Below are 23505 nucleotides of genomic sequence, written 5' to 3' on the forward strand. Positions count from 1 at the left end.
CGGCAGCGCGAAGAAGTTCGAGTGCCGATGGCGCTGGCGTCGATTTCGGCGACGCGCGGCCGTCGTTGGGCCCGGCCTACAGGGGGCGCAACACGATCGGCATGCCGTCCATCGGAATCGGCATGCCGCCGTAGTCCCAGTGCGGCTGGTAGCCCGGCCGGGCCAGTTCGAGGCGGTAGCGCCGCAGCAGCCGGTGCACGACCGTCTTGACCTCCAGCTGACCGAACACCATGCCGATGCACTTGTGCGCACCACCGCCGAACGGCGCGAACGCATACCGGTGCTTCTTGTGCTCCGAGCGCGGTTCGGCGAACCGCTCGGGGTCGAATTTGTCTGGCTCCGTCCACAATTCGCATAGCCGATGGTTCATGCCGGGCCAGATGGTGATGTTGGTTCCGGCCGGGATGTAGTGGCCCAGCAGCTCGGTGTCGCGCACCGCCATCCGCATGTTGAACGGCAGCGGTGTCACCATGCGCAGTGACTCGTTCATGATCAGCTCGAGCGTTTCCAGCTTCTCCAGCGATTCGATGTCCAGCGGTCCGTCGCCGAGCCGGGCCGATTCCTCGCGCGCCCGCTCCTGCCACTCCGGGTTGGCCGCCATGTTGTAGACCATCGTGGTGGTCGTCGAGGTGGACGTGTCGTGCGCGGCCATCATCAAGAAGATCATGTGGTTGACGATGTCCTCGTCGGTGAAGCTGTTGCCGTCGTCATCCTCGGTGTGGCACAGCACCGTGAGCATGTCGTTGCCGGTGGCGTTGCGGCGGTCCTTGACCCGCTCGATGAAGTAGTCCTCGAGCAACTTGCGGGCCCGCAGGCCGCGCCACCACTTGAACGGCGGTATCGGCTGCCGGATGATCGCGCCGCCGGCGCGCGTCGTCGTGGTGAACGCCTGATTGACCTTGGTGACCAGGTCGTGGTCGGACCCCGGCTCGTGCCCCATGAACACCAGGGACGCGACGTCCAGGGTGAGCTCCTTCATCGCCGGGTGGAACAGGAAGCGCGCATCGTTGGTCGGCCAGTTGGCGACGATGTCGGTGGCGACCCGATCGATGTGCTCGACGTAGCCGGTCAGCCGGCTGCGGGTGAAGGCCTCCTGCATGATCCGGCGGTGATACATGTGCTCGTCGAAGTCGAGCATCATCAGGCCGCGGTTGAAGAACGGCCCGATCACCGGGTGCCAGCCCTTCTGCGAGAAATCCTTGTTCCGGTTGGAGAACACGGCCTGGGTGGCGTCCGGGCCCAGCGCGGTGACCGCGGGCATGATCGGCGAATCCAGGTAGATCAGCGGGCCGTGGTTTCGATAGAGGTGCAACGCATAGTCCGGGCCGCCGCGGAACAGCTCGATGATGTGGCCCAGGATCGGCAGTCCGGCATCGCCCAACACGGGTTTGAGGTCGCTGCCGGCCGGCGGTTCCGCCAGGACTTTGGTCTCCCACTCGTGGGCGAGCAGGCGCTTCTCGATCGCCCCCATTCCCGGGATGGTCTGCAGCGTCGGGGTGAACCGGCGCCGCGCCTGATCCAGCAGGTAATGCGGGGTGCTGATGGTGGCGGTCATAAACGCTCCTTTGCGTGCCCTCCCGTGACGGCCGTCACTGAATTTATAACCTTCGCCGAAAAACTTGACGGCTGTCAAGTTTGCTTTTTGCGCGGCGTGGTGCAAGGTCAGGGAGTGACCAGCCAACCCGCCGCTCCGGAGCCGGGCGCACGACGGCGTGGCGACAAGCAACGCCAGGCGATCGTGCAGGCGGTGCGCGAACTGCTGCAGGAAAAGCCCTTCGCGGAACTGTCGGTCAGCACCATCAGCCTGCGGGCCGGGGTGGCCCGATCCGGCTTCTACTTCTACTTCGACTCCAAATACGCGGTGCTGGCACAACTCATGGCCGAGGCCGCCGAGGAACTCGAAGAACTCACCGAGTACTTCGCGCCCCGGCAGGCCGGCGAATCGCCCGAGCAGTTCGCCAAGCGGATGGTCGGCAGCGCCGCGGCCGTCTATGCGCACAACGACCCGGTCGTGACCGCCTGCAACGAGGCGCGCAACACCGACGTCGAGATCCGCGATTTGCTGGATCAGCAGTTCGAGGTGGTGCTGGGCCAGATCGTCGGGATTGTGGAGGCCGAGATGAAGGCCGGGACCGCGAGTCCGATCAGTGACGACCTGCCGACGCTGATCCGCACCCTGGCCGGCACCACCGCGCTGGTTTTGACCGGCGACCCGATCCTGACCGGGCGCGAAAGCGACCGGGACCGACGGGTGCGCGTGCTCGAGCGGTTGTGGCTGCACGCGCTGTGGGCCGGCCGTCCCTAGGCGCGGCGTTACCGCCGGTATCGTCTCCGCCATGGCGCAGAGGGGACCCGGGCGGTCTTTCGCGGGAAAGCGGTGCCTTGTCACCGGCGCGGCGAGCGGCATCGGCCGCGCCACGGCGCTGCGACTGGCCGCACAGGGCGCCGAGCTCTATCTGACCGACCGCGACCGCGAGGGTCTCGAACTGACCGTGGCCGACGCGCGCGCGCTGGGCGCACAGGTCCCCGAACACCGGGCGCTGGACATCGCCGACTATGACCAGGTGGCCGCGTTCGCCGCCGACGTCCACGCCGCACACCCGAGCATGGACCTCGTCCTGAACATCGCCGGCGTATCGGCCTGGGGCACGGTCGACCGGCTCACCCACGAGCAGTGGAGCAAGATGATCGCCATCAATCTGATGGGACCGATCCACGTCATCGAGACCTTCGTCCCGCCGATGGTGGCGGCCAAACGCGGCGGCCATCTGGTCAACGTGTCCTCCGCGGCCGGGCTGGTCGCCCTGCCGTGGCATGCCGCCTACAGCGCCAGCAAGTACGGATTGCGTGGCCTGTCCGAGGTGCTGCGCTTCGACCTGGCCCGCCACCGCATCGGGGTGTCGGTCGTGGTGCCCGGCGCGGTGAACACCCCGCTGGTGAACACGGTGGAGATCGCCGGCGTGGACCGCGAGGACCCCGACGTCGCGCGGTGGGTGAGGCGGTTCGCCGGCCATGCCGTGTCGCCGGAAAAGGCCGCCGACAAGATTTTGGCCGGGGTGGCCAAGAACAGATACCTGATCTACACCTCGGCCGACATCCGCGCGTTGTACGCGTTCAAAAGGCTTGCTTGGTGGCCTTATAGCGTGGCGATGCGCCAGGTGAACGTCATCTTCACCCGCGCGCTGCGGCCCGCCCCGCCGCTAGTCCGGCATGGCCAGCTCGAGGCGCACCCCGAGCAGCCGGGCCGGCCGGTCGAGCTCGAATAGATCGAGAACACGAAGGGCCGCGGCCACGATGACGTCGCGATCGGTGCTGGGCGCGTCGAGCTTGCGGATCTTGGTGCGCGTGTAGAAGGTCGCCGTTCGTACGGTGACCGCCACCCGGGTCACGACTCGGCTCGCCGCCAGCACATCGGCCAGCGCCTGTTCGGCCAAATCCGTTACGGCGGTGTCTATCTCGGATCGGTCGGTGAGGTCGCGCGGAAAGGTGACGACGTGGCTGCGGGAGCGTGGCACCCACGGCTCGGCGCTGACCTGGCTGTCGCCGCCGCCCTTGGCCAACAGCAGCAGGCACAGCCCGGTGCGCGGGCCGAAGGTGGCCGTGAGCAGCTCCGCGTCGCAGTGGGCCAGTTGCCACACCGTCGTAATGTCAAGATTCGCAAGCTTTTTCGCCGTCTTGGGGCCCACACTCCAGAGCGCGTCGACCGGACGGTCGGCCATCAGCGGCATCCAGTTCGTATCGGTGAGCACGAATATGCCGCCCGGTTTCGCGAAGCCGGTGGCGACCTTGGCGCGCTGCTTGTTGTCGCTGATGCCGACCGAGCAGGACAGCCCGGTCTCCGAGGAAATGACGGCGCGGATCTGCTGTGCGACCTCGCTCGGGTCCTGCGCTGTCACCGCGACATAGGCCTCGTCCCAGCCCCACACTTCGACCGGGTGCCCCAGGTCGCGCAGCACACCCATCACCTGATCGGACGCCGCATCGTAGGCCGCGGGGTCCGAGGGGAGGAAGGTCGCCTCGGGGCAGCGGCGGGCGGCGGCGCGCAGCGGCATGCCCGCCCGCACCCCGAATTCCCGGGCCTCGTAGGAGGCGCAGGTGACGACCTTGCGCGGTTCATTCGGATCGCCATTACCGCCGACAATGACTGGCAGCCCGGCCAATTCGGGGTGCCGGCGCAACTCGACCGACGCCAGGAACTGATCGAGGTCGACGTGCAGGATCCAGTTCGTGGCGGTCACCGCCCGCAGAGCTTGCGCGCCAGGCTCTCCCACGCGTCGCCCAGGGTCGCCAGCGTGTGGCCGCCCTCGGCCAGTTGATGCTCGACATAGTCGACGTCGAGCAGCGCGAGCAACGCGTCCGTCTGGGCATCGAGGTCGCCGGTGGACTCGGCCGCCTTGAGCAGCACCCGCACGTGCGTGCGCAGCACCATGGCCGGTGCGTTGTGCCGGTTCTGCGGGTCGCGGTTGGCCGCGGATAGCAGTTCGCAATGGTAGTGGGCGAAGCGGATCCGCTCCCGGCCGAAAGCGATCAGCCGATCGGTCGGCGGTGCGCCGGGGCCCAGCGGCGGCGGGCCGAACAGGAACGCCTGCTGAACGGCCCGTTCGTCCTCGTCGAGCAGCACCATCATCAGGCCGGCCCGGCTGCCGAAGCGGCGGAACAGCGTGCCTTTGCCGACTCCGGCGGCGGCGGCGATGTCGTCGGTGGTGACGGCGTCGGCGCCGCGCTCGGCGACCAGGTTCCGGGCTGCCTGGAGGAGCAGGGCGCGGTTGCGTGCCGCGTCGCCCCGTTCCTGGTGCACCACCCGGGGGGCGAACACATGCAACTCACCGGTCCGCTCGCTCACCCCTGCACTTTAACGCTGCCGGAATTAATCGGACTATAGTCCGGTTAGATCGTGCGAAGATGTACACAACGATCGAAGGGAAACTCCGACCAGTGGCAATCAAAATTTTGGCGTTCGTGGGAAGTCTGCGGGCGGCGTCGATCAACCGCCAGATCGCCGAGTTGGCAAGGGCGGTCGCCGCCGACGACGTGACCGTCACGATCTTCGAGGGGCTCGGTGAACTGCCGTTCTACAACGAGGAGATCGACGGCGTGATGAACATCGGCGCGCCACCGCTGGCCCCGGTGGCCGCGCTGCGCGCCGCGGCGGCCGACGCCGACGCCGCCCTGGTGGTCACCCCCGAATACAACGGCAGCTACCCGGCCGTCATCAAGAACGCGATCGACTGGCTGTCCCGCCCGTTCGGCGACGGCGCGCTGAAGGGCAAGCCACTGGCGGTCATCGGGGGATCCTTCGGCCAGTACGGCGGGGTCTGGGCGCACGACGACACCCGCAAGTCCTTCGGCATTGCCGGCGCGCGGGTCGTGGAGTCGATCAAACTGTCGGTGCCGTTCAAAACCCTGGAGGGCAAGGCGCCTGCCGAGCACGCCGAGCTGTCCGGGAACGTGCGTGATGTGGTGGGCAAGCTGGCGGCCGAAGTCGGCTGATTGGCGGAAGTCGACAAGCCGCTCGCCGGGCGACCAGCGAGGTTGCCACAACCGAATAGCCAAAGCCGCCAGCTTCGTCTGGCGGCTTTGCTAGCGGCGGCCGGGCCCGTCGTCCTCGGGGGTCATGTCGGTGGTCGCTGATATATAGATGCACAGAGGCGCCCACGCCTCGGCGTGTGACTTGCGACACGCCGAGCGGGTGTTCAGATTTTTCGCGACAGGGCTCACGACCAGGGAATTTCAAAATTGTTATTCAGAACATCTTGTATCTCGACATCTTGTCAGCCACTAGGTGTAGTGTTTCGAGCACCGGCAGATCCCAGGACCACCAAGCCAGCCAGGCTCGGTGAACCCCCCGAAATCGGCACCCACAGGTCGTTCGACCTTGACCGCCGCACGACGGGAATCAGGGAGCCTGACGGATCGCTGAACATAGCAAAGACGCAGTCAAAAGTAGTTGCCAGTCCATTGGGTCCCCCTCTTCCGCAAAGGAGCGGCATTCTATGAGCATCACCGTGTACACCAAGCCGGCATGTGTGCAGTGCAGCGCGACCTACAAGGCGCTGGACAAGCAGGGCATCGCCTACGAGAAGGTCGACATCTCGCTGGACGCCGAGGCGCGTGACTACGTGATGGCCCTGGGATACCTGCAGGCACCCGTGGTGGTGGCGGGCAACGACCACTGGTCGGGTTTCCGGCCCGACCGCATCAAGGCGCTGTCCACGGCGGAACTGAGCGCGTAAGGCAAGACGTTAGGTAAGGAGGTTGCGGTGCAGTCGCGCAACCCAGATTGGACGGGTGACGACCCGCTTGGCCCGGCTAGACTTGATGGCGGCGACCCGCTTCATCCGGCTACGCCGGACTCGCGATCGCCGCGGCCGCGTTTGCGATCGTCACTGGTCTATTTCTCCTCGGTCTCGGAGAACACCCACCGCTTCGTGGAGAAGCTGGGGATCCCCGCCACGCGGATACCACTGCATGACCGCATCGAGGTAGACCAGCCCTACGTCCTCGTCCTGCCCACCTACGGCGGCGGCCGGGCCACTCCCGACCTCAACGCCGGCGGCTACGTGCCCAAGCAGGTCATCGCCTTTTTGAACAATGAGCACAACCGGTCGTTGATCCGCGGCGTCATCGCCGCGGGCAACAACAACTTCGGCGCCGAATTCGCCTACGCGGGCAACGTGATCTCGCGCAAGTGCGGCGTCCCGTACCTCTACCGCTTCGAACTAATGGGAACCCAGGACGACGTGGATGCCGTCCGCGCGGGCTTAGCCGATTTCTGGAAGGAACAGACGTGTCACCAACCGTCGCTGCAGAGCCTGTAACCACCGGAGCCCACGCATTGCCGGGGGAGACGGATTATCACGCGCTCAACGCGATGCTGAACCTGTACGACGCGGACGGCAAGATTCAGTTCGACAAGGACCGCGAGGCCGCGCATCAGTACTTCCTGCAGCACGTCAACCAGAACACGGTGTTCTTCCACAATCAGGACGAAAAGCTCGACTACCTGATCAAGGAGAACTATTACGAGCGTGAGGTTCTCGACCAGTACAGCCGTAACTTCGTCAAGACGCTGCTGGACCGCGCCTACGCCAAGAAGTTCCGGTTCCCGACGTTTTGGGCGCGTTCAAGTACTACACCTCCTACACGCTGAAGACGTTCGACGGGAAGCGTTACCTGGAGCGCTTCGAAGACCGCGTGGTCATGGTGGCGCTGACGCTGGCCGCCGGCGACACCATCCTGGCCGAGAAGCTCGTCGACGAGATCATCGACGGCCGCTTCCAGCCGGCCACCCCGACGTTCCTGAACTCGGGCAAGAAGCAGCGCGGCGAACCGGTGAGCTGCTTTTTTGCTGCGCATCGAGGACAACATGGAGTCGATCGGGCGGTCGATCAACTCCGCGCTGCAGCTGTCCAAGCGCGGCGGGGGGAGTTGCGTTGCTGCTCAGCAACATTCGCGAGCACGGCGCCCCGATCAAGAACATCGAAAACCAATCCTCGGGTGTCATCCCGATCATGAAGCTGCTCGAGGACTCGTTCTCCTACGCCAACCAGCTCGGGGCCCGTCAGGGCGCGGGCGCGGTGTACCTGCACGCGCATCACCCGGACATCTATCGGTTCCTGGACACCAAGCGCGAGAACGCCGACGAGAAGATCCGCATCAAGACGCTGAGCCTGGGTGTGGTGATCCCCGACATCACCTTCGAGCTGGCCAAGAAGAACGAGGACATGTACCTGTTCTCGCCGTATGACGTCGAGCGGGTCTACGGTCTGCCGTTCGCCGACATCTCGGTGACCGAGAAGTACTACGAGATGGTCGACGACGCCCGCATCCGCAAGACCAAGATCAAGGCACGGGAGTTCTTCCAGACGCTGGCCGAGCTGCAGTTCGAGTCCGGTTACCCCTACATCATGTTCGAGGACACGGTGAACCGGGCCAACCCGATCGACGGCAAGATCACCCACTCGAACCTGTGCTCGGAGATTCTGCAGGTGTCCACGCCGTCGGTGTTCAACGACGACCTGTCGTATGCCAAAGTGGGCAAGGACATTTCGTGCAACCTGGGATCGCTGAACATCGCCAAGACGATGGACTCGCCCGACTTCGCGCAGACCATCGAGGTCGCGATCCGCGCGCTGACGGCGGTGAGCGATCAGACGCACATCTGGTCGGTGCCCTCAATCGAGCAGGGCAACAACGAGTCCCACGCGATCGGGCTCGGTCAGATGAATCTGCACGGCTACCTGGCCCGCGAGCGCATTCTCTACGGCTCCGAAGAGGGCGTCGACTTCACCAACATCTACTTCTACACCGTGCTCTACCACGCGCTGCGCGCGTCGAATCGCATCGCGATCGAGCGGGTTCGAAGTTCGGCGGCTTCGAGAAGTCGAAGTACGCCTCGGGTGAATTCTTCGACAAGTACACCGAGCAGGTGTGGGAGCCGGCCACCCCGCGGGTCCGGGAGCTCTTCGTCGAGGCGGGCATCCGCATTCCGACGCAAGAGGATTGGCGACGGCTCAAGGAGTCGGTGCAGCAGCACGGCATCTACAACCAGAACCTGCAGGCCGTCCCGCCGACGGGGTCGATCAGCTACATCAACCACTCGACCAGCTCGATCCACCCGGTGGCGAGCAAGATCGAGATCCGCAAGGAAGGCAAGATCGGCCGCGTCTACTACCCGGCGCCCTATCTGACCAACGACAACCTGGAGTACTACCAGGACGCCTACGAGATCGGCTACGAGAAGATCATCGACACCTACGCCGCGGCCACCCAGCACGTGGACCAGGGGCTGAGCCTGACGTTGTTCTTCAAGGACACCGCCACCACCCGCGAGGTGAACAAGGCGCAGATCTACGCCTGGCGCAAGGGAATCAAGACGCTGTACTACATCCGGCTGCGCCAGATGGCCTTGGAGGGAACAGAGGTCGAGGGCTGCGTGTCCTGCATGCTGTAGAACCTCGGGCTGATCGGCCAGTCTGCCCAGGTCAGCGCTGCAGCGCGGTATGGTGCTTGATGTGGTGAGAATTACCCGACCCCACCCCAGCGTCAAGCCTGGGGCCAAGGTTGACGCGCGCAGCGAACGCTGGCGCGAGCACCGCAAGAAAGTGCGCAACGAAATCGTCGACGCGGCCTTCCGCGCGATCGATCGCCTCGGGCCCGAGCTGTCCGTGCGGGAGATCGCCGAGGAGGCCGGCACCGCCAAACCGAAGATCTACCGGCATTTTCACGACAAGTCCGACCTGTTCCAGGCGATCGGGGAGCGTCTGCGCGACATGCTGTGGGCGGCGATCTTCCCGTCCATCGACCTGAAAACCGACTCGGCCCGCGAGGTGATCCGGCGCAGCGTCGAGGAGTACGTGGTCCTGGTCGACAAGCACCCCAACGTGCTGCGCGTGTTCATCCAGGGCCGGTCGGCGGCCAGCCCCCAGATCCTCGACGAGGGACGCGGAATCACCCTGGCCGTGGCCGACATGTTCGACAACGAGCTGCGCGAGATGGAGCTCGACCACGCGGCGGTCGAACTGGCCGGGCACGCGGCCTTCGGCTGCGCCGCGTCGGCCACCGAGTGGTGGCTGGGTCCCGAGCCGGACAGCCCGCGCCTGATGACGCGCGAGCAATTCGTCGCGCACCTGACCACCATCATGATGGGTGTCATCGTCGGCACCGCCGAGGCGCTGGGCATCAGGATGAACCCTGACCTGCCGGTTCACGACATGGTGGCCGGTGACTCGGCCGCGAGCTGAGCGAGCTGCGGCGTTGACAACCACCGCGGCCATCGATAACACTCGTCCAATCCGATACCCTGGGTACCGGGTATTCTGCGTCAGCCGGGGGCCGTAGCGAAGACGCCGGCTAAAGCCGACCAAAACAGGCCTGGAGAGAAAGACCGATCGACCGTGACCGACGTCGTGACACAAACCGAGACCATCCCGGGGGCCAACGCCTCGAAACCCGTGCACACACGCGCCGTCATCATCGGGACCGGGTTCTCCGGTCTGGGGATGGCCATCGAGCTGCAGAAGCGGGGCATCGGCTTCGTCATCCTGGAAAAGGCCGGCGACATCGGCGGCACCTGGCGGGACAACAGCTACCCCGGGTGCGCCTGCGACATCCCGTCGCACCTCTACTCGTTCTCGTTCGAGCCCAAGCCCGACTGGAAGAACCCGTTCTCTTTCCAGCCCGAGATCTGGGACTACCTCAAAGGAGTCACCGAGAAATACGGGCTGCGTCGCTACATCGAGTTCAACTCGCTGGTCGACCGCGCCCACTGGGACGACGACGAGAACCGCTGGCACGTGTTCACCACCGACGGACGCGAATACGTCGCGCAGTTCTTGATCTCGGGTGCCGGCGCCCTGCACATCCCGTCCATGCCCGACATCGAGGGTCGCGACGAATTCCGTGGCGCCGCTTTCCACTCCGCGGAGTGGGATCACAGCGTTGACCTGACCGGCAAGCGGGTGGCGGTGATCGGGACCGGCGCCAGCGCGATCCAGATCGTGCCGGAGATCGTCGGTCAGGTCGCCGAACTTCAGCTCTACCAACGCACTCCGCCGTGGGTGGTCCCGCGCTCCAACCCCGAGATCCCGCCAGCGGTGCGCGGGGCCATGGAGAACGTGCCCGGCCTGCGCGCGCTGGTCCGTCTCGCGATCTACTGGGGGCAGGAAGCGCTGGCCTTCGGCATGACCAAGCGGCCGAACCTGCTCAAGTTCATCGAGGCCTACTGCAAATACAACATTCGCCGGTCGGTCAAGGACCGGGAGCTGCGGCGCAAGCTGATCCCGAACTACCGCATCGGGTGCAAGCGAATCCTGAACTCCTCCACTTACTATGGCGCGGTTGCCGACCCGAAGACCGAACTGGTCACCGACCACATCGCGCGAATCACCGCCGACGGCATCGTCACCGCCGACGGCACCCACCGGCCGGCCGACGTGATCGTGTATGCCACCGGCTTCCACGTCACCGACTCCTACACCTACGTCCAGATCAAGGGACTGCACGGCGAGGACCTGGTGGACCGCTGGAACCGCGAGGGCATCGGCGCGCACCGCGGGATCACCGTCGCCGACGTACCCAACCTGTTCTTCCTGCTGGGCCCCAACACCGGGCTGGGACACAACTCGGTGGTGTTCATGATCGAATCCCAGATCCATTACGTCGCAGACGCGATCGCGACCTGCGACAGGCTGGGCGCACAGGCGCTGGCGCCGACCCGCGCCGCCCAGGACAAGTTCAACGACGAGCTGCAGCGCCGGCTGGGACCGTCGGTGTGGAACAGCGGCGGCTGCAGCAGCTGGTATCTGGACGAGCACGGCAAGAACACCGTGCTCTGGGGCGGCTACACCTGGGAGTACTGGCGGGCGACCCGCTCAGTCAAGCCGGAGGAATACCAGTTCTACGGTATGAACATGGGCGAGGCCGCGGCCGCCTCCTGACGTCGGGCGCGCGAATCATCGCTGACGCCTGAGGAGTTCGGCGAAGGCCTGCGCGGCGGCGTCCACACCGGCGTCGTCGTCGGTGGCCACCAGATCCAGCAGCAGGCCGCGGGCGACGGCCAGTCCCAGTCGCGCCAGGGCGGGTTCGACCGGTCCTCGGCGATCGCGTCGACTTCGGCCAACCAGCCGGTGACGGCGCCGGGAACCATTCGGGCAAAAGGCTTTTCGCCCTGGACGGCGCGGGCGTAGCACTCGAAGAACAGCCGCTCGGATTCGCGCAATTCGGGTCGACGAAGGTCGGCCCACATCGCCGCGAAGCTGCCGGCCGGATCGGCCGGCAATTCGGCCAGCAGCCCCATCTGTCGGCGCTCGACCTCCTCAACGATCGCCACGAGCAGATCTTCTCGAGAGCCGAAGTGGTGCAACAGCATCCGGTGGCTGGTGCCGACCGCGGCGGCCACTTCGCGCAGCGACCGGTCGCCGATGCCGCCGGTGGCGAACTCGGCGATGAGCGCATCGAGCAGTTGCCGGCGACGCTCGGTGTCAGGAGTGCGTGCCATTGGCGCGGCTGAGCTGTTCGGATCTGGCCTTGAGGCCCTGGGCCTCGAGTTGCAGGAAGCGCTTGGTCTTCTTGGCCATCAGCCGCCCCGCGAGGGCGCCCAGCACACCGCGCTGGCCGAGTTGCTGGCGCACCAGCGTGCGGCCGCCTGGCCGTGCGACGACATCGTGGCGAGCGGTCACCCGCGCCCCGGGAGAGATTTGCACCCAGGTCCAGGACGCACCCGGCTCGATGTCGGTGACCCTCCACACCAGCTTCGACATGCCGGGCTGCTTGATCGCGAACCGTCTGCCGACGGCGAGCCCGGGCCCGTCCAGCCCGGTCAGGGAGGTCACCGACGCGGTCCAGTCGGGCCAGTGCTCGACGTCGGTGAAGACCTCCCAGACGAGTCGGGGCGGTGCGTCGATCTCGACACTGTCTTCGCTAATCATGTACCAAATGGTACATGATTAGCCGCGTGGTGAACAGCGGCTGGACGCGTCGATCGCGCCGGTGCGCGCATCCGGCCGGCGCTGATTCGCAGCAAATCCGGCCACACCGCCCGCGCCGCGGAGCTCATACTGGAGGTGACCCGACAGGTGTGCACGACACGCAAACACAAGTTCTTGTGTTCCGCTGGGTTGTCGCACCCCAGGGGTAGTGTCTGGAGCCTGAGATCAATCCGGCGAAACGGTGTGTGAAGTGGGGTTCTGGTGACCGACAACATGAAGCTGATCGACCGCGTCTCGGCGATCAACTGGAACCGGCTGCAAGACGAAAAAGACGCCGAGGTGTGGGACCGGCTGACCGGCAACTTCTGGCTGCCCGAGAAGGTGCCGGTGTCCAACGACCTCCCGTCGTGGGCAACCCTGACGCCCGGGGAGAAGCAGCTGACCATGCGGGTGTTCACCGGCCTGACGCTGCTGGACACCATCCAGGGCACGGTCGGCGCGGTCAGCCTGATCCCCGACGCGCTGACGCCGCACGAGGAAGCGGTTTACACCAACATCGCCTTCATGGAGTCGGTGCACGCGCGCAGCTACAGCAACATCTTCTCCACGCTGTGTTCGACGGCCGAGATCGACGACGCCTTCCGCTGGTCGGAGGAGAACCCCAACCTGCAGCGCAAGGCCGAGATCGTCATGCAGTACTACAAGGGCGACGAGCCGCTCAAGCGCAAAGTGGCCTCCACGCTGCTGGAAAGCTTCCTGTTCTACTCCGGCTTCTACCTGCCGATGTACTGGTCGAGCCGGGCCAAGCTGACCAACACCGCGGACATGATCCGGCTGATCATCCGCGACGAGGCCGTGCACGGTTACTACATCGGCTACAAATACCAGCGCGGCCTGGCCCTCGTCGACGACGCACGCAAGCAGGAGCTCAAGGACTACACCTACGAGCTGCTCTTCGAGCTTTACGACAACGAGGTGGAGTACACCCAGGACCTCTACGACGAGGTCGGGCTGACCGAAGACGTCAAGAAGTTTCTGCGCTACAACGCCAACAAGGCGCTGATGAACCTCGGCTACGAGGCGCTGTTCCCACGCGACGAGACCGACGTCAACCCGGCCATCCTGTCCGCGCTGTCACCCAACGCCGACGAGAACCACGACTTCTTCTCCGGCTCGGGGTCGTCGTACGTGATCGGCAAGGCCGTAATCACCGAAGACGAGGACTGGGACTTCTGATTTCGCAGGTCAGCGGATAAATCGGTGGCCGGGCACTCCGGCGGCAGCGTCCCATCGCTCGCCTTGGCTGGCAGCCCGTGCCCGCCCCGTGCCCACATTTTGCCCACACTTTCGCGAGAGCGAGCCTGATCCAACGCGGTCGCAACCGCCTCTAGATCGTCGTCGAACAGATCGGCATAGATGTCTAGCGTCATCGCTGCGGAGGCGTGCCCGAGCATCTTTGTACCGCCTTCACGTTGGCTCCGGCGCTCACGGCAAGACTGGCCGCGACATGCCTCAAATCATGCGGAGTCACACGCGGCACCTTCGATTGAGCAACCGCTTTCGCGAACCACCCCGACACCGGATGAGGCCGCCTCAAGTGGACGCCGTCGTCGCTGGACCACAACAGGTCGTCTCGGTCCTTCCGTTCGCACTGACGGGCCAGATGCGGCAGCAGAAACGCCGGAAGCGGCACGGTGCGCTGTTTGTGAGCCTTCGGAGTGCCCACAAATATCCGCCTGCCCGACTGCACGGCGTTCTCCGCGATCGTGGCCCGCTTGCGGAGCAGGTCCAGATCGCGGACCCGCAGGCCGACGCCTTCGCCCCACCGCAACCCGGTATAGGCCAAGAACAACACGAGGCCCTCGTAGTCGCCTGACGCGGCTGCTAGCGCAGCCACCTGCTCATGCGTCAGGTAGACCGGCCGTTTCCGGCTTGGGCGCGGCAGCGCGATCCCTGCGGCCGGATTGACCACGATCAACCGGTCGCGAACCGCGTCGGCCAAGATTCTCGACAGGACGTAGTGCGCTCGCTTGACGGCACTGGCACCGAGCGGTTTCACGTCAGCCGCACCGCGGCCCAAGTCCGAAATCCACTTCTGCACCCCGGTCGGCTTAATGTCACCGAGGGCGACACGCCCCCATCGAGGCTGCAAGTGCAACCGCCAGGTCGTTTCCATCACGGCATAGCCAGACGGTTTGAGGTGACCACGTTGACGGTCCAGCCACGCCGGCCCTAACTCACCCAGCGTCACACGAGCGTCCCGAGGGGCCACGTACTCGCCCCGCAGCTTCGATACCTCGACGGATGCGGCGAACGCCTCGGCAGCTTTCTTGGTCGCAAAACCACGCTTATCGGTTTGCCGCTGATCCGGCGTCCGGTAACGGACGCGGTAACGCGTTGCGCCGTCGGAGGTTTGATATCTGCTAATCGTCGCCACGATTAATCGCCTCCTGCAGTTCGGCTTTCAGCTCACGTGAGATTCGGCCACGCTTTTGCGCGTTTGCGTCAGGGCCGGCTCGGCGGTCTCTCTCGGCGGTGAATGAACGGCCCCACCGGTCGGCCATCGCGCGAACCGCCTCATCGAGGACGCCGTCCTCGTCAAGCTTCAGGCCCAGACTGCGCAACATACGGTAATCCGCTTCGAGCAAATTCTGTCTCACAATTTGCGGCACGGGGTGCTGATGCAGCCCCGTGCGTCTAACGAGGTCGGGCATTTCAACCCCGGCGGCGGAGAACGCCTCTCCGGCGGCGACGTCGAATTGCTCGGCAGCGGCCGTCGCGCCCGCGAACACGAGTCTGCTGAGGATTTGGTGGGGGCCGTAGTCGACCGGCTGCCCTGCCAGCATGTCGCGCAGCTCGCTGAGTTCCATAGTGGCGCCATCCGCTGTAATCCTGACTCGGCCGTCGCCCGCAAACAGGTCAGCCAATGTCAGGGGACGATCAAGGAGAATCCCGAAAGCGACGCAAAGAGCGTAAAGCGTTGGCAGAGTGGGGCTTACGCGCCCCGCCTCAAGGTCAGCAATGCGGCCAGTTCCCCAATTCAGCCCGGCCGATTTCGCTGCGTGCGCCACCAGCTCCACCTTCCGATCGCCGCGTAGCGCCTTAGCCGTGCGCCCCAGCACCTCCGCGACCGTTGGGACCGGCCCCTCTGCCGCTGTCATGGTGAATCACAGTAGTTGTGAATACAAGAGTTGACAAGTCCACTGGCTCATGCTCAGATAATTACAGCAGTCGGATTTACAAGAGCTGAGGAGTTGCACATGCCCGACACCGGTGTCCGCCGACTGGCGACAGTGGATGAGTTCTGCGAGTACGCGGGCCTAACCCGAGGTCAAGCGGCGCAAATGCGCTACATGGGCTCTGGACCGGAGTTTGTGAAGGTCACCGGCCGCCAGGTCCGCTACCGATGGAGTGACGTCGAGAAGTGGGTCGAGTCGCGGACCCGTAGCCGCACCGACGATCCAACCGTCCGGGGCCAGCAGCGCGCCGACGAGCCCCGCGGAGCTGCCGCCAGCTAAGCCCGGATCACGAACCGTCCAACCCAGGCCACGCAGAAGACTTGGAAGACAAACATGAGCCCACCTGGCCTGACAGCCACCGCTCCGATAAAAGAAGATCGGCCCCCGGAGAACCGAAAGCCGACCAACAGTTTTCGCAGCTACCACGCCACAACAACCATCGCCGATTCTACCGTGCGATGCAGCCGGTGTCGCCGGCCATTGTGCGCGCCGCTGTCGGTCGCTCGATCGAGTGGCCCAATTTGCTGGCGACACAGCCGTGTTGAGGCGGCGGGAGCATGAGCGTCTCAGCCTCCCAGCAGGTCTCCTGGTCTGAAACACATCAATTCCTCGAAGCGGTTCTGGCCCAGGCCAATGTCGGACCACTGCCGTGGGCTGGCACCCCCGAATGGTGCGCAATGTCAGATGGCGATCCGCGAAAGTTGCTTGCCCTCGCGATTGACGGCGAGCATCACGTGCTCCGCAAGGAGGTTGCCCAGGCGGCCCACGCGCAGGCCAGTCGCGCTGTCGCATCAGCGGCTGACTGGTCTGCCATCGCCAATGAGATTCGCCAGCGCGGCAGTTCGCGCCGCATCCCTCGCCAGGGGGTCGCGTGAACCTCGAGGCGGACGTTAACTGCCCTCATTGTGGCTGGGTCATTGTGTGCTCGCACTCCGGCGGAATGCACCACTCGGGGACGGGCGCAAGGGATTGGTCTGACTTCCCGTGGACTGAAAACTTTGTTGAGAACCTCGCCCGGGCGGCCGCCGTCGATCCTGAGATCTACGCGCTGTCCGACGGACCGACCAAACGCCGAGCCGACCGGATTCGCGCCGAGCGCGACGGGACTATATTGACATCAGGGAAAACACCGGCGCACCACATAGCAGCCCCGGGGACGAATCCGGCTTACGTCGCCGCGGCTATCCGTAAAGAACTTGAGCGCCTTGCCAACGCTCGCGAAGGCGTCCGCAACCACACGCTGCTCGCCGTTGCATGCAACGTTTTCGAGTTCGTCAAAGCTCAGCACGCCAACGAGGCACCCGCCCGTGCCGAGCTGGAACGTATTGCTACCGCGGTCGGCCTGGAAGCCCGTGAGATTCACGCCACGATCGAGTCCGCCTGGCGGCGTGTCGGACCGCGCGATGTGCCGGCGAAGACAACTCGGGGTGCGGCATCGTGACGACCACACCCCGAGTTAACGGCATCGTCGTCGACGCACCGCCCGACGACGGCAAGACACCCGTGCTCGCTGACCGGCTACTCACTCGCTCAGCACTGCTTGCTTTGCCCGACCCCGAACCCCTAATCGACAACGTGCTCGACCAGGGCACCGTCGCTTTGCTCTACGGGCCCTGGGGCTCGGGTAAGTCCTTCATTGCCCTGGACTGGGCGTCCAGCGTCGCAACAAATCGGCCATGGCAGGGGCGCGTTACCGAACAACGTCGCGTCCTGTACGTCGCCGCCGAAGGCGCTTACGGACTCAAGGGGCGCCTTGCCGCGTGGGAGACAGGCTGGAACACCAAGATCCCAGATGGCAGCCTCGACATCCTGCCGCGGCCAGTGAATCTCATCAACGCAGCTGACGTCGCCAACCTGTCCGCTCTGATCGACTGGGGTGGCTTCTCCTATGTCATCCTCGACACGCTGGCTCGGTGCATGGTCGGCGCCGATGAGAACTCCGCCAAGGATTGCGGCCTAGTCGTCGATGCGCTCCACCGGTTACGCCAGCACACGCCCGGCGGCCGAGGTGTCATTCAAGGCGTTCACCACACCGGGAAAGACGGCAAGACTTTTCGCGGCTCGTCAGCTTTCGAGGCCGGCGCCGATACCGTCTACTCCGTCACCCTCGACGGAGCGGTCATAGTGCTGGACCGCGAGAAGCGAAAAGACGGTCCAGAGGTCGACATCCACCGGCTGAAATTAGAGGCGGTAGAGGGCACTGGCAGCGTCATTATCGGGGTCTCAAGGGCTGGAACCACCCCCGACCGCGCAGACAAGCTCTTGTCTCACTTCAGGTCTCACTTCGGTGACCGCGGGGCGTACACCTCTCAGCTGTTCGAGGGCTGCGAAATGCTGAAGTCGACGTTCTATCGCGCATTGTCTGACCTGCAAGAACGCGGCGAAATCATCAACGAAGGCACCGATAAGCGCCCCTTTTACAAGGTGGCCACGAAATGACTTTGGTTCCACCTAGTTTCACCTGGTTTCACCCGGAGGTGGAACTGGTTGCACCACCCTCCGGGTCTATAGACCCGGAGGTGGAACCACGTGGGACTGAAACCTGAGACATTCCAAAACCGCCATCCATCGCCCTGGAAAGCAAGGGATTATGAAGACTGCCATCATCGACCATCGGCGCAGCGTCGCCCTATGCGACGTGGGCTCCCACTACATCGCAGCCACAGTGATCGATTCCGACGGCATCGACTATCTGATGCTGGCGAGTCCTGACGACATCGGCACATGCACGCTGTACGACCCCACCTGTGTCCTGGCGGTCCACGAACAAGTCGGGAAGTTGCCGCTGGAATACGTCCGCCGCATCGCCGTCAGTCGGCGCGGAGGGCGACCATGACCCGATCTCGCCGTAGCGCCAAGCAAGCAGGCACACGATTCGAGACCGCTATCGCACAAGCACTTGCCGACGCTCTAGACGACGACCGGATCGAGCGGCGCAGTCGCAATGGATCTCGAGACCGCGGCGATATCAGCGGTGTGCGGCTCCACGGCCAACGCGTGGTCCTCGAGTGCAAAGATGCTGCCCGCTTATGCCTACCGGAATGGACGGCCGAAGCCCGCATCGAGGCCGGTAACGATGACGCCCTGGTGGGCCTGGTTGTCCACAAGCGCCATGGCGTAGGCGATCCCATGTGCCAGTGGGTGACATGCACCCTGGCCGATCTGGTGGCCATTCTCACCGGAGAGCGAACCGAGCTATGAGCGTTGGCGGAATCCCAACCGAATGCACCATGTGCGGCGCTGAGCTACTCAACCCACACGAGATCACCGGCCTGTGTCGTGAATGCAAGTTGGTCCTCCGAAACGAAAGACTCTCCGGCCAGCCCACCCAGGAAGGAACACAACACCAATGACCGAATTTCCCGTTCTCGACGCACCGCGCCTCTACGCCAACAACAGCCTTGGGCGCTGTGTCTTCGCCAGCTTCGACTACGTCGAGCCCTACCTCGAAGAAACCGACGCGTGGGTCGCCTTACCGCTACGACTCGTCCACGATCAGGGCGCCGGCTGGCACATTGAGTTAGGCCCGTACTCGCTTGGCGCCACCGACGTCCATCGTCTGCGTGAAGCGATCGCCGCCTACGACCGGGCTACTGGGGAGTCTGAGTCGTGAGCACCGATCAGACAACCGGGCACGAAAGCGAAGAGCCACTACCGGCTGTTCTCCGTGAATGCCCGCGCTGTGGAAGGGCTATCGGCCTGATGCTGGACACCGATCTCGCCTGTCCGAGGTCGAGGCGATGAGCGCGCGAACGTCGGCCATCGCACCATGGCGCGGTTGTGACGGCACGCTCGTGGCTCCAGGGACCGAGCAGTGGCAGCAGCTACCCCAGCCGATTTTCTGGAGGCACCCGGTGGGTCAACTCGACCGCTTGCCCGTCAAGCTCCCCTCCCCGACGTGAAAACGTGTTCGAGCGGCCACGCCGACCCTGTCCCGGACAGGAACTCAGCGGTGAGGCTTAGGGCCGGCCCCACCACCTCGAGGTCGCAGCTTGGGCCAGCGATGGCCGTGTGCAGCTCGAGCTGTGTGGTCTGCGATTCACCGCGACCCGTAACGGGTCGATCGAGTTGGCTTGCCAGCTTGCAGCCGCGGCACACGAAATTTTCGAGGCGCCAGATGGCTGCTGACATTCGGTACGGCGATGGACTCACCATCTCGTTTGGTATGGCTGCGTTTGTGGTTGATCTGGTCGGCCTGACGGAGAAACTGCTCGCGCGCCAGAACGGACAGCCGCTGCCGCCGAAGGCGCGGGACCTACGGGATGGCTTGAGCGACGGGCTGGCACGTGCAGCTGCTAACGCGGGCGTTAGTTCGAAAGCGGTTTTAGCGGAAGAGGTTCTAGCGTTTGAGAGAAGCCCCGAAGCTGCAGCTGAGGTCCTCGGTATTCAGCCCGGCAGTGTCCGCTACGCGTGCCGGGCCGGCCGGATCGGGAGGAAGGTCGGCGATCGGTGGCTGATCAGCGACGAGGAGATCGAGATGTATCGCGAGAACTACTTACGAGGAGTGTGAAGTGACTGAGGCAGAGCAGGATCGACAGGACGCCCTGTTGGTGGCGGCCGCTGCGAACGACGGTCGCATCAGCCCGGACTTTGTGCCGCAATGGTTGATGGCCATGAAGGCCGATCGGCCCGGAACGCGAAAGACGCTGGCGTCGTTGGTGTCTCCACGAGCGGATATGCTTCGTGCCGCCGGAGTCGACCCCGACCTCGAATACGATCTCGAGTACGCGTACGACCGGATCGTCGCGCCACTGGATCTCAGCCGGGATGACGCCGATCGGCGTCTGGTCAATGCCGCTATCGCGGAGGGAAAGATTGGGCTGGAAAGTCGCCAGACATGGCTCAACGCACTGGCGACCAACCACGACGCCGCGGCGCAAACGATCGCGTCCATGCCTGCCACGCCACGCATCACTCGGTCGGTCATGGCTTCGCAATCTTCGAGACAGTCGCCGGTGCAAGGCCGTTCGGGCGCCGAGATCGACGCGGACCCTGCGTACCGGGATGTTGCGTGGCGTCTGGGTCCTGGATTTCGCAACGGGCTCAAGCCGCCCGAAGTCCGATATTTCGCTATCCCAGAGGTCGACGACGACTTTGCGTCTGAGTTGATCGACAACGGTGATGGAACCGCGCGTTGGAGTTCGGGAGCGGTCCGAGGAGACTGAACCCGCATAAAAGGAAAGGATTGTCATGCCCTACCGCGTCATGTGTCACCTGGTCATCGCCAAAGACCAAGAGGGTCGGGTTCGCTACTACTACCAATCGCCCGTGGTTGGGTCTTCCGGGGCCGTAATCCCATGGCTCTCGGACGAGAAGGCGGAGCAACTCCTAAGATTGGGCCTCGTTGAGCGTATCGCGGACAGTACGATGGACCACCAAGCCGACGACGCCGCTCAAACCGAGAGTGAGGCGCTACAAGACTGCCTCAAGGCGCTCGAGCACCTCGGCGTTGACTTGGCCGCAGGAGCGCCCACCGCTCGTACAGCATTGCGGGATGCCGGATTCCGCTTCGGCAACGACGTCGTTGCCGCCGCCGTGAAGGCCCGTAAGGACGCTGTCCGCGCGCTGTCCGGAACGACCGCCTAATGAACCTAGTCCGCACGTCATCCTCGGACGCTGCACGCGCGGGCAGGCGGCACCAGCCGGGGCCGCAGCCGCGGTCGACAACGTTGGCGCGACCGGCTGGTGCCGAAACTTCGGTTTGAGGAGGAGCCAGAATGGACGAGCACTACTTGAGAACCATGGCCGCGCACCAGGCGCTGATCCAGGTGAGCGATAACCCTAGCCAGTTCCGCGGCGTATCACCGTCTGCGCGCCTAATGGACCAGGCGTATCGAGCCTGGCGCGACCAGAAGTACGGCCCGGCAGTCGGCATGGACATCATGCGGGTGCCGTTCTAAACGAATGGTGCGGAACACTCACCTTCGCGGCCGCCAGGGTTTCATACAACTAGGAATCGGGGCAGCGTCACCGTCCCCGGTTGGTCACCGTCACGCCGTCCGTAGGGCGCAATTCCGTCACGAACGACCTCCTTGTCCGGCGTGCATCTTAAACCTGGATCGCCACCGCCGTATGCTTCCAACGATGGCGGCCTTCGTAACGTGTGAGTGTGCCTAGTGCGCGACCACGACGTACGCGTCGCCCTGCGGAACCATCTCGTCGTTGAGCATGCCAACGACTCGTCGACCCGAGTCATGGAAGAACTCGGGTTGTGTGAGGAAGTCAGAGTTGACTTCGCGGTCATCAATGGGGCCTTCACTGGATTCGAACTCAAGAGCGAACGCGACACCCTTGCTCGCCTTCCTAGGCAGGAGGCGACCTACAGCCGCGTGTTCGATTATGTGTACTTGGTGGCCGCCGGCAACCACATCGACCGGGCCCAGCAACTAATCCCATCGTGGTGGGGGATCGTAACGGCGCTGCCTACCACCACTAGCGGCGTTTCTCTGCGTTTCGATCGGGTAGCGATCGAAAACCCGACAGTCGATGCGTCGGCGGTCGTCCAGTTGTTATGGCGCGACGAGGCACTCGCGATCTTGGCGCGAATGGGAGCAGACCGAGGAGTCCGGTCAAAGCCACGCGCAGAAGTATGGGAGAGGCTCATCGAAACACTGAACGTGGCCGATTTGCGTAGCGAAGTACGAGAAGTACTTAAGGCGCGCCCTGGGTGGCGAGAGAATCCAAAACGACGTGGAAGTGTCGTGACATCGCGGCTCTCAGGTACGACCCCGCGTTTCCTGGCCCGTCGGATCCATTAGCCACATTATTGATGTACTGGTCGCCGGGGCTGAAATCGGCCCCGCCAAAGTAATTCGCCCTTACGACATCTCGCGCCAATGCGACGTACTGGGGACTTGGATCACGTCTCTGCTGCGCACGATGCACCCGCCACTCGCCAGGCAGCGCATAGCGGATATTGGGTATAGGAGCGTAAGGAGTATCCGCGTACGTCGGGACGCCAACTCCGTAATCAGCGAACGTCAATTCACGATCCCGCCAAGTGGACGTGAGATATGTGAAAGATGCAGCATCGGTTCGTGGAATCGAACCGACAGTGCCGGGCGCGATAATATTGCCAACTACTTCAGGGAACGCAGAGAATGCAACGACTAGGCTTCTCCAATCCTGCAGGTAGGGAAGGATTGCCAGAACACTCGAGGTCACTGACGCCTGAACGGCCGGGCCACCGTCGACAAGACCTGCGTCGATCACGAGATCACAGTTAGCTGAAGGGACTTCGCACGCTGCCAACACGTCGTCGATGTCGGATGTAAGGCCATCGCGGCCAGCAGCCAAGGCGTCTTCGCAGTCAAGCCGTAATACCAGTCCTCGACGGTCGCGGCCGGTGATAGTGCGCACTGCATCAAGCACCGCCGCGTCGTCACTGGTTGTGACAACCGGTACGGCGACCCGGTTCCCGTCCCGAAGGGTCGCAAAGCTCTGCGCGACTTCCGCTACCCACTCGGCATCTTCGATGCCTGTGACGTTCAATGGGTGCACCCAAATCACGTCGTCTGAATGTGGCCAAGTACGGATAACAGCCGAAGCCTTCTCCGCCGTCGGCATTTCGATAAGCGGTACGAACGACTTCGGACTCGTTGACTGAATCGCTAGCAGTTCGCCCTGCTTCGCCTTCAGAATCGCCACGTACATCCGATTGGTCAATGATGTGCCAGCGTGAACCATTGGAGCCCTTCCCGGTAAATACCCGACGGCGATCATAAGCCACGTGGTTAATCAACTGGGTAGTTTTCTCCGAGTGGTACTCAATACCGCGCAGCTACGGAATGCCCTAGAACAGGTCACGGGCAGCCACTTGCAAACACGACGGTGCGGAC

Annotated in this window: 27 protein-coding genes and 3 pseudogenes; 22 read left to right on the forward strand and 8 right to left on the reverse strand. The window is 64.2% G+C overall.

Annotated elements, in window-relative coordinates; translation table 11 throughout:
- Positions 1-76: 76 nt before the first annotated feature.
- On the reverse strand, positions 77-1555 hold the full coding sequence (locus G6N50_RS28510) for a cytochrome P450 (RefSeq protein ID WP_083092801.1): 1479 nt from the start codon (positions 1553-1555) through the stop codon (positions 77-79).
- A gap of 114 nt (positions 1556-1669) precedes the next feature.
- Between G6N50_RS28510 and G6N50_RS28515 the strand changes: the two genes are divergently transcribed.
- Together G6N50_RS28515 and G6N50_RS28520 are read left to right on the forward strand one after the other, a co-directional pair.
- Entirely contained in the window at positions 1670-2305 is a 636-nt protein-coding gene (locus G6N50_RS28515; protein ID WP_083092799.1) for a TetR/AcrR family transcriptional regulator, read from the forward strand.
- A gap of 31 nt (positions 2306-2336) precedes the next feature.
- The gene (locus tag G6N50_RS28520) at positions 2337-3266 is read left to right on the forward strand and encodes an SDR family oxidoreductase (RefSeq protein WP_083092797.1); all 930 of its coding nucleotides are present in this window, start codon (positions 2337-2339) and stop codon (positions 3264-3266) included.
- Here the strand turns inward: G6N50_RS28520 and G6N50_RS28525 are convergent.
- The gene (locus G6N50_RS28525; protein ID WP_083092796.1) at positions 3201-4238 is read right to left on the reverse strand and encodes a DNA polymerase IV; all 1038 of its coding nucleotides are present in this window, start codon (positions 4236-4238) and stop codon (positions 3201-3203) included. The two genes, G6N50_RS28520 and G6N50_RS28525, sit on opposite strands and share 66 nt — an antisense overlap.
- Positions 4235-4843 carry a TetR/AcrR family transcriptional regulator gene (locus G6N50_RS28530; protein WP_083092794.1) on the reverse strand — a complete coding sequence of 203 codons (609 nt, stop codon included), beginning with the start codon at positions 4841-4843 and terminating at the stop codon, positions 4235-4237. The genes G6N50_RS28525 and G6N50_RS28530 overlap by 4 nt, the downstream gene beginning before the upstream one ends.
- A 59-nt stretch (positions 4844-4902) precedes the next feature.
- On the opposite strand from G6N50_RS28530, the gene G6N50_RS28535 reads away from it, so the two are divergent.
- The 6 genes and pseudogenes from G6N50_RS28535 to G6N50_RS28560 all read left to right on the forward strand — a co-directional run bounded on the left by G6N50_RS28535 (position 4903) and on the right by G6N50_RS28560 (position 11438).
- Positions 4903-5490 (forward strand): NAD(P)H-dependent oxidoreductase, encoded by a 588-nt coding sequence (locus G6N50_RS28535; RefSeq protein WP_083092792.1) that lies wholly within the window; start codon positions 4903-4905, stop codon positions 5488-5490.
- A 503-nt stretch (positions 5491-5993) separates the two neighbouring features.
- Entirely contained in the window at positions 5994-6233 is a 240-nt protein-coding gene (locus tag G6N50_RS28540) for a redoxin NrdH (RefSeq protein WP_064952259.1), read from the forward strand.
- A gap of 141 nt (positions 6234-6374) precedes the next feature.
- Positions 6375-6818, forward strand: a complete 444-nt coding sequence (nrdI, locus tag G6N50_RS28545) for a class Ib ribonucleoside-diphosphate reductase assembly flavoprotein NrdI (protein ID WP_083092790.1) — start codon at positions 6375-6377, stop codon at positions 6816-6818.
- A pseudogene (nrdE, locus tag G6N50_RS28550) lies at positions 6788-8953 on the forward strand (class 1b ribonucleoside-diphosphate reductase subunit alpha). Before nrdI ends, nrdE begins: the two are co-directional and overlap by 31 nt.
- Before the next feature lie 61 nt (positions 8954-9014).
- Positions 9015-9743: a TetR/AcrR family transcriptional regulator gene (locus G6N50_RS28555; protein ID WP_142275414.1), complete on the forward strand. Its 729-nt coding sequence runs from the start codon at positions 9015-9017 to the stop codon at positions 9741-9743.
- Positions 9744-9896: 153 nt separating this feature from the next.
- Entirely contained in the window at positions 9897-11438 is a 1542-nt protein-coding gene (locus G6N50_RS28560; protein WP_083092787.1) for a flavin-containing monooxygenase, read from the forward strand.
- 15 nt (positions 11439-11453) lie between these two features.
- Here the strand turns inward: G6N50_RS28560 and G6N50_RS28565 are convergent.
- Both G6N50_RS28565 and G6N50_RS28570 read right to left on the reverse strand, forming a co-directional pair.
- A pseudogene (locus G6N50_RS28565) lies at positions 11454-11998 on the reverse strand (TetR/AcrR family transcriptional regulator).
- The gene (locus tag G6N50_RS28570; protein WP_083092784.1) at positions 11982-12428 is read right to left on the reverse strand and encodes an SRPBCC family protein; all 447 of its coding nucleotides are present in this window, start codon (positions 12426-12428) and stop codon (positions 11982-11984) included. Before G6N50_RS28570 ends, G6N50_RS28565 begins: the two are co-directional and overlap by 17 nt.
- A 261-nt stretch (positions 12429-12689) precedes the next feature.
- Between G6N50_RS28570 and nrdF the strand changes: the two genes are divergently transcribed.
- A complete protein-coding gene (gene nrdF, locus G6N50_RS28575; protein WP_179970078.1) occupies positions 12690-13664 on the forward strand; it encodes a class 1b ribonucleoside-diphosphate reductase subunit beta in 975 nt (324 codons plus the stop codon).
- Positions 13665-13744: 80 nt separating this feature from the next.
- On the opposite strand, the pseudogene G6N50_RS28580 reads toward nrdF, so the two are convergent.
- Both G6N50_RS28580 and G6N50_RS28585 read right to left on the reverse strand, forming a co-directional pair.
- Positions 13745-14865: pseudogene (locus G6N50_RS28580) on the reverse strand (tyrosine-type recombinase/integrase); the annotation flags it as partial.
- The gene (locus tag G6N50_RS28585) at positions 14852-15589 is read right to left on the reverse strand and encodes a hypothetical protein (protein ID WP_083092782.1); all 738 of its coding nucleotides are present in this window, start codon (positions 15587-15589) and stop codon (positions 14852-14854) included. The pseudogene G6N50_RS28580 and the gene G6N50_RS28585, both read right to left, overlap by 14 nt.
- A gap of 99 nt (positions 15590-15688) precedes the next feature.
- Between G6N50_RS28585 and G6N50_RS28590 the strand changes: the two genes are divergently transcribed.
- The 13 genes from G6N50_RS28590 to G6N50_RS30210 all read left to right on the forward strand — a co-directional run bounded on the left by G6N50_RS28590 (position 15689) and on the right by G6N50_RS30210 (position 22425).
- Positions 15689-15946, forward strand: coding sequence for a helix-turn-helix transcriptional regulator (locus tag G6N50_RS28590; protein ID WP_083092781.1), 258 nt, complete (start codon positions 15689-15691; stop codon positions 15944-15946).
- A 54-nt stretch (positions 15947-16000) separates the two neighbouring features.
- A complete protein-coding gene (locus G6N50_RS30205; protein ID WP_372509946.1) occupies positions 16001-16228 on the forward strand; it encodes a DUF6011 domain-containing protein in 228 nt (75 codons plus the stop codon).
- Positions 16225-16542 (forward strand): DUF2742 domain-containing protein, encoded by a 318-nt coding sequence (locus G6N50_RS28595; RefSeq protein ID WP_083092779.1) that lies wholly within the window; start codon positions 16225-16227, stop codon positions 16540-16542. The genes G6N50_RS30205 and G6N50_RS28595 overlap by 4 nt, the downstream gene beginning before the upstream one ends.
- The gene (locus G6N50_RS28600) at positions 16539-17108 is read left to right on the forward strand and encodes a hypothetical protein (protein WP_142275413.1); all 570 of its coding nucleotides are present in this window, start codon (positions 16539-16541) and stop codon (positions 17106-17108) included. Before G6N50_RS28595 ends, G6N50_RS28600 begins: the two co-directional genes overlap by 4 nt.
- Positions 17105-18106, forward strand: a complete 1002-nt coding sequence (locus G6N50_RS28605; RefSeq protein WP_163650919.1) for an AAA family ATPase — start codon at positions 17105-17107, stop codon at positions 18104-18106. The genes G6N50_RS28600 and G6N50_RS28605 overlap by 4 nt, the downstream gene beginning before the upstream one ends.
- Before the next feature lie 151 nt (positions 18107-18257).
- A complete protein-coding gene (locus G6N50_RS28610; RefSeq protein WP_083092773.1) occupies positions 18258-18503 on the forward strand; it encodes a hypothetical protein in 246 nt (81 codons plus the stop codon).
- The gene (locus G6N50_RS28615) at positions 18500-18868 is read left to right on the forward strand and encodes a hypothetical protein (RefSeq protein WP_083092772.1); all 369 of its coding nucleotides are present in this window, start codon (positions 18500-18502) and stop codon (positions 18866-18868) included. The genes G6N50_RS28610 and G6N50_RS28615 overlap by 4 nt, the downstream gene beginning before the upstream one ends.
- 148 nt (positions 18869-19016) lie before the next feature.
- Positions 19017-19280 carry a hypothetical protein gene (locus G6N50_RS28620; RefSeq protein ID WP_083092770.1) on the forward strand — a complete coding sequence of 88 codons (264 nt, stop codon included), beginning with the start codon at positions 19017-19019 and terminating at the stop codon, positions 19278-19280.
- A 504-nt stretch (positions 19281-19784) separates the two neighbouring features.
- Complete coding sequence (locus G6N50_RS28625) at positions 19785-20177, forward strand: helix-turn-helix domain-containing protein (RefSeq protein ID WP_083092768.1); 393 nt, start codon at positions 19785-19787, stop codon at positions 20175-20177.
- 1 nt (position 20178) lies between these two features.
- Complete coding sequence (locus G6N50_RS28630) at positions 20179-20832, forward strand: hypothetical protein (protein ID WP_083092767.1); 654 nt, start codon at positions 20179-20181, stop codon at positions 20830-20832.
- A 25-nt stretch (positions 20833-20857) separates the two neighbouring features.
- On the forward strand, positions 20858-21253 hold the full coding sequence (locus tag G6N50_RS28635; protein ID WP_083092765.1) for a hypothetical protein: 396 nt from the start codon (positions 20858-20860) through the stop codon (positions 21251-21253).
- Positions 21254-21384: 131 nt separating this feature from the next.
- Positions 21385-21567, forward strand: a complete 183-nt coding sequence (locus G6N50_RS28640; RefSeq protein WP_083092763.1) for a hypothetical protein — start codon at positions 21385-21387, stop codon at positions 21565-21567.
- Between the two features lie 216 nt (positions 21568-21783).
- Entirely contained in the window at positions 21784-22425 is a 642-nt protein-coding gene (locus tag G6N50_RS30210) for a sce7726 family protein (protein ID WP_142275412.1), read from the forward strand.
- Here the strand turns inward: G6N50_RS30210 and G6N50_RS28650 are convergent.
- On the reverse strand, positions 22319-23314 hold the full coding sequence (locus G6N50_RS28650) for a beta family protein (RefSeq protein ID WP_158086042.1): 996 nt from the start codon (positions 23312-23314) through the stop codon (positions 22319-22321). The two genes, G6N50_RS30210 and G6N50_RS28650, sit on opposite strands and share 107 nt — an antisense overlap.
- Positions 23315-23505 lie beyond the last annotated feature (191 nt).

This window comes from Mycobacterium mantenii, assembly GCF_010731775.1.
Taxonomy (GTDB): domain Bacteria; phylum Actinomycetota; class Actinomycetes; order Mycobacteriales; family Mycobacteriaceae; genus Mycobacterium; species Mycobacterium mantenii.

Coding starts and splice junctions, on each gene's coding strand:
- G6N50_RS28510 (WP_083092801.1), bottom strand. CDS start 1,555: ATGACCGCCACCATCAGCACCCCGCATTACCTGCTGGATCAGGCGCGG.
- G6N50_RS28520 (WP_083092797.1), top strand. CDS start 2,337: ATGGCGCAGAGGGGACCCGGGCGGTCTTTCGCGGGAAAGCGGTGCCTT.
- G6N50_RS28535 (WP_083092792.1), top strand. CDS start 4,903: ATGTACACAACGATCGAAGGGAAACTCCGACCAGTGGCAATCAAAATT.
- G6N50_RS28540 (WP_064952259.1), top strand. CDS start 5,994: ATGAGCATCACCGTGTACACCAAGCCGGCATGTGTGCAGTGCAGCGCG.
- G6N50_RS28570 (WP_083092784.1), bottom strand. CDS start 12,428: ATGATTAGCGAAGACAGTGTCGAGATCGACGCACCGCCCCGACTCGTC.
- G6N50_RS28585 (WP_083092782.1), bottom strand. CDS start 15,589: ATGACAGCGGCAGAGGGGCCGGTCCCAACGGTCGCGGAGGTGCTGGGG.
- G6N50_RS28590 (WP_083092781.1), top strand. CDS start 15,689: ATGCCCGACACCGGTGTCCGCCGACTGGCGACAGTGGATGAGTTCTGC.
- G6N50_RS30205 (WP_372509946.1), top strand. CDS start 16,001: ATGAGCCCACCTGGCCTGACAGCCACCGCTCCGATAAAAGAAGATCGG.
- G6N50_RS28595 (WP_083092779.1), top strand. CDS start 16,225: ATGAGCGTCTCAGCCTCCCAGCAGGTCTCCTGGTCTGAAACACATCAA.
- G6N50_RS28610 (WP_083092773.1), top strand. CDS start 18,258: ATGAAGACTGCCATCATCGACCATCGGCGCAGCGTCGCCCTATGCGAC.
- G6N50_RS28615 (WP_083092772.1), top strand. CDS start 18,500: ATGACCCGATCTCGCCGTAGCGCCAAGCAAGCAGGCACACGATTCGAG.
- G6N50_RS28620 (WP_083092770.1), top strand. CDS start 19,017: ATGACCGAATTTCCCGTTCTCGACGCACCGCGCCTCTACGCCAACAAC.
- G6N50_RS28625 (WP_083092768.1), top strand. CDS start 19,785: ATGGCTGCTGACATTCGGTACGGCGATGGACTCACCATCTCGTTTGGT.
- G6N50_RS28635 (WP_083092765.1), top strand. CDS start 20,858: ATGCCCTACCGCGTCATGTGTCACCTGGTCATCGCCAAAGACCAAGAG.
- G6N50_RS28640 (WP_083092763.1), top strand. CDS start 21,385: ATGGACGAGCACTACTTGAGAACCATGGCCGCGCACCAGGCGCTGATC.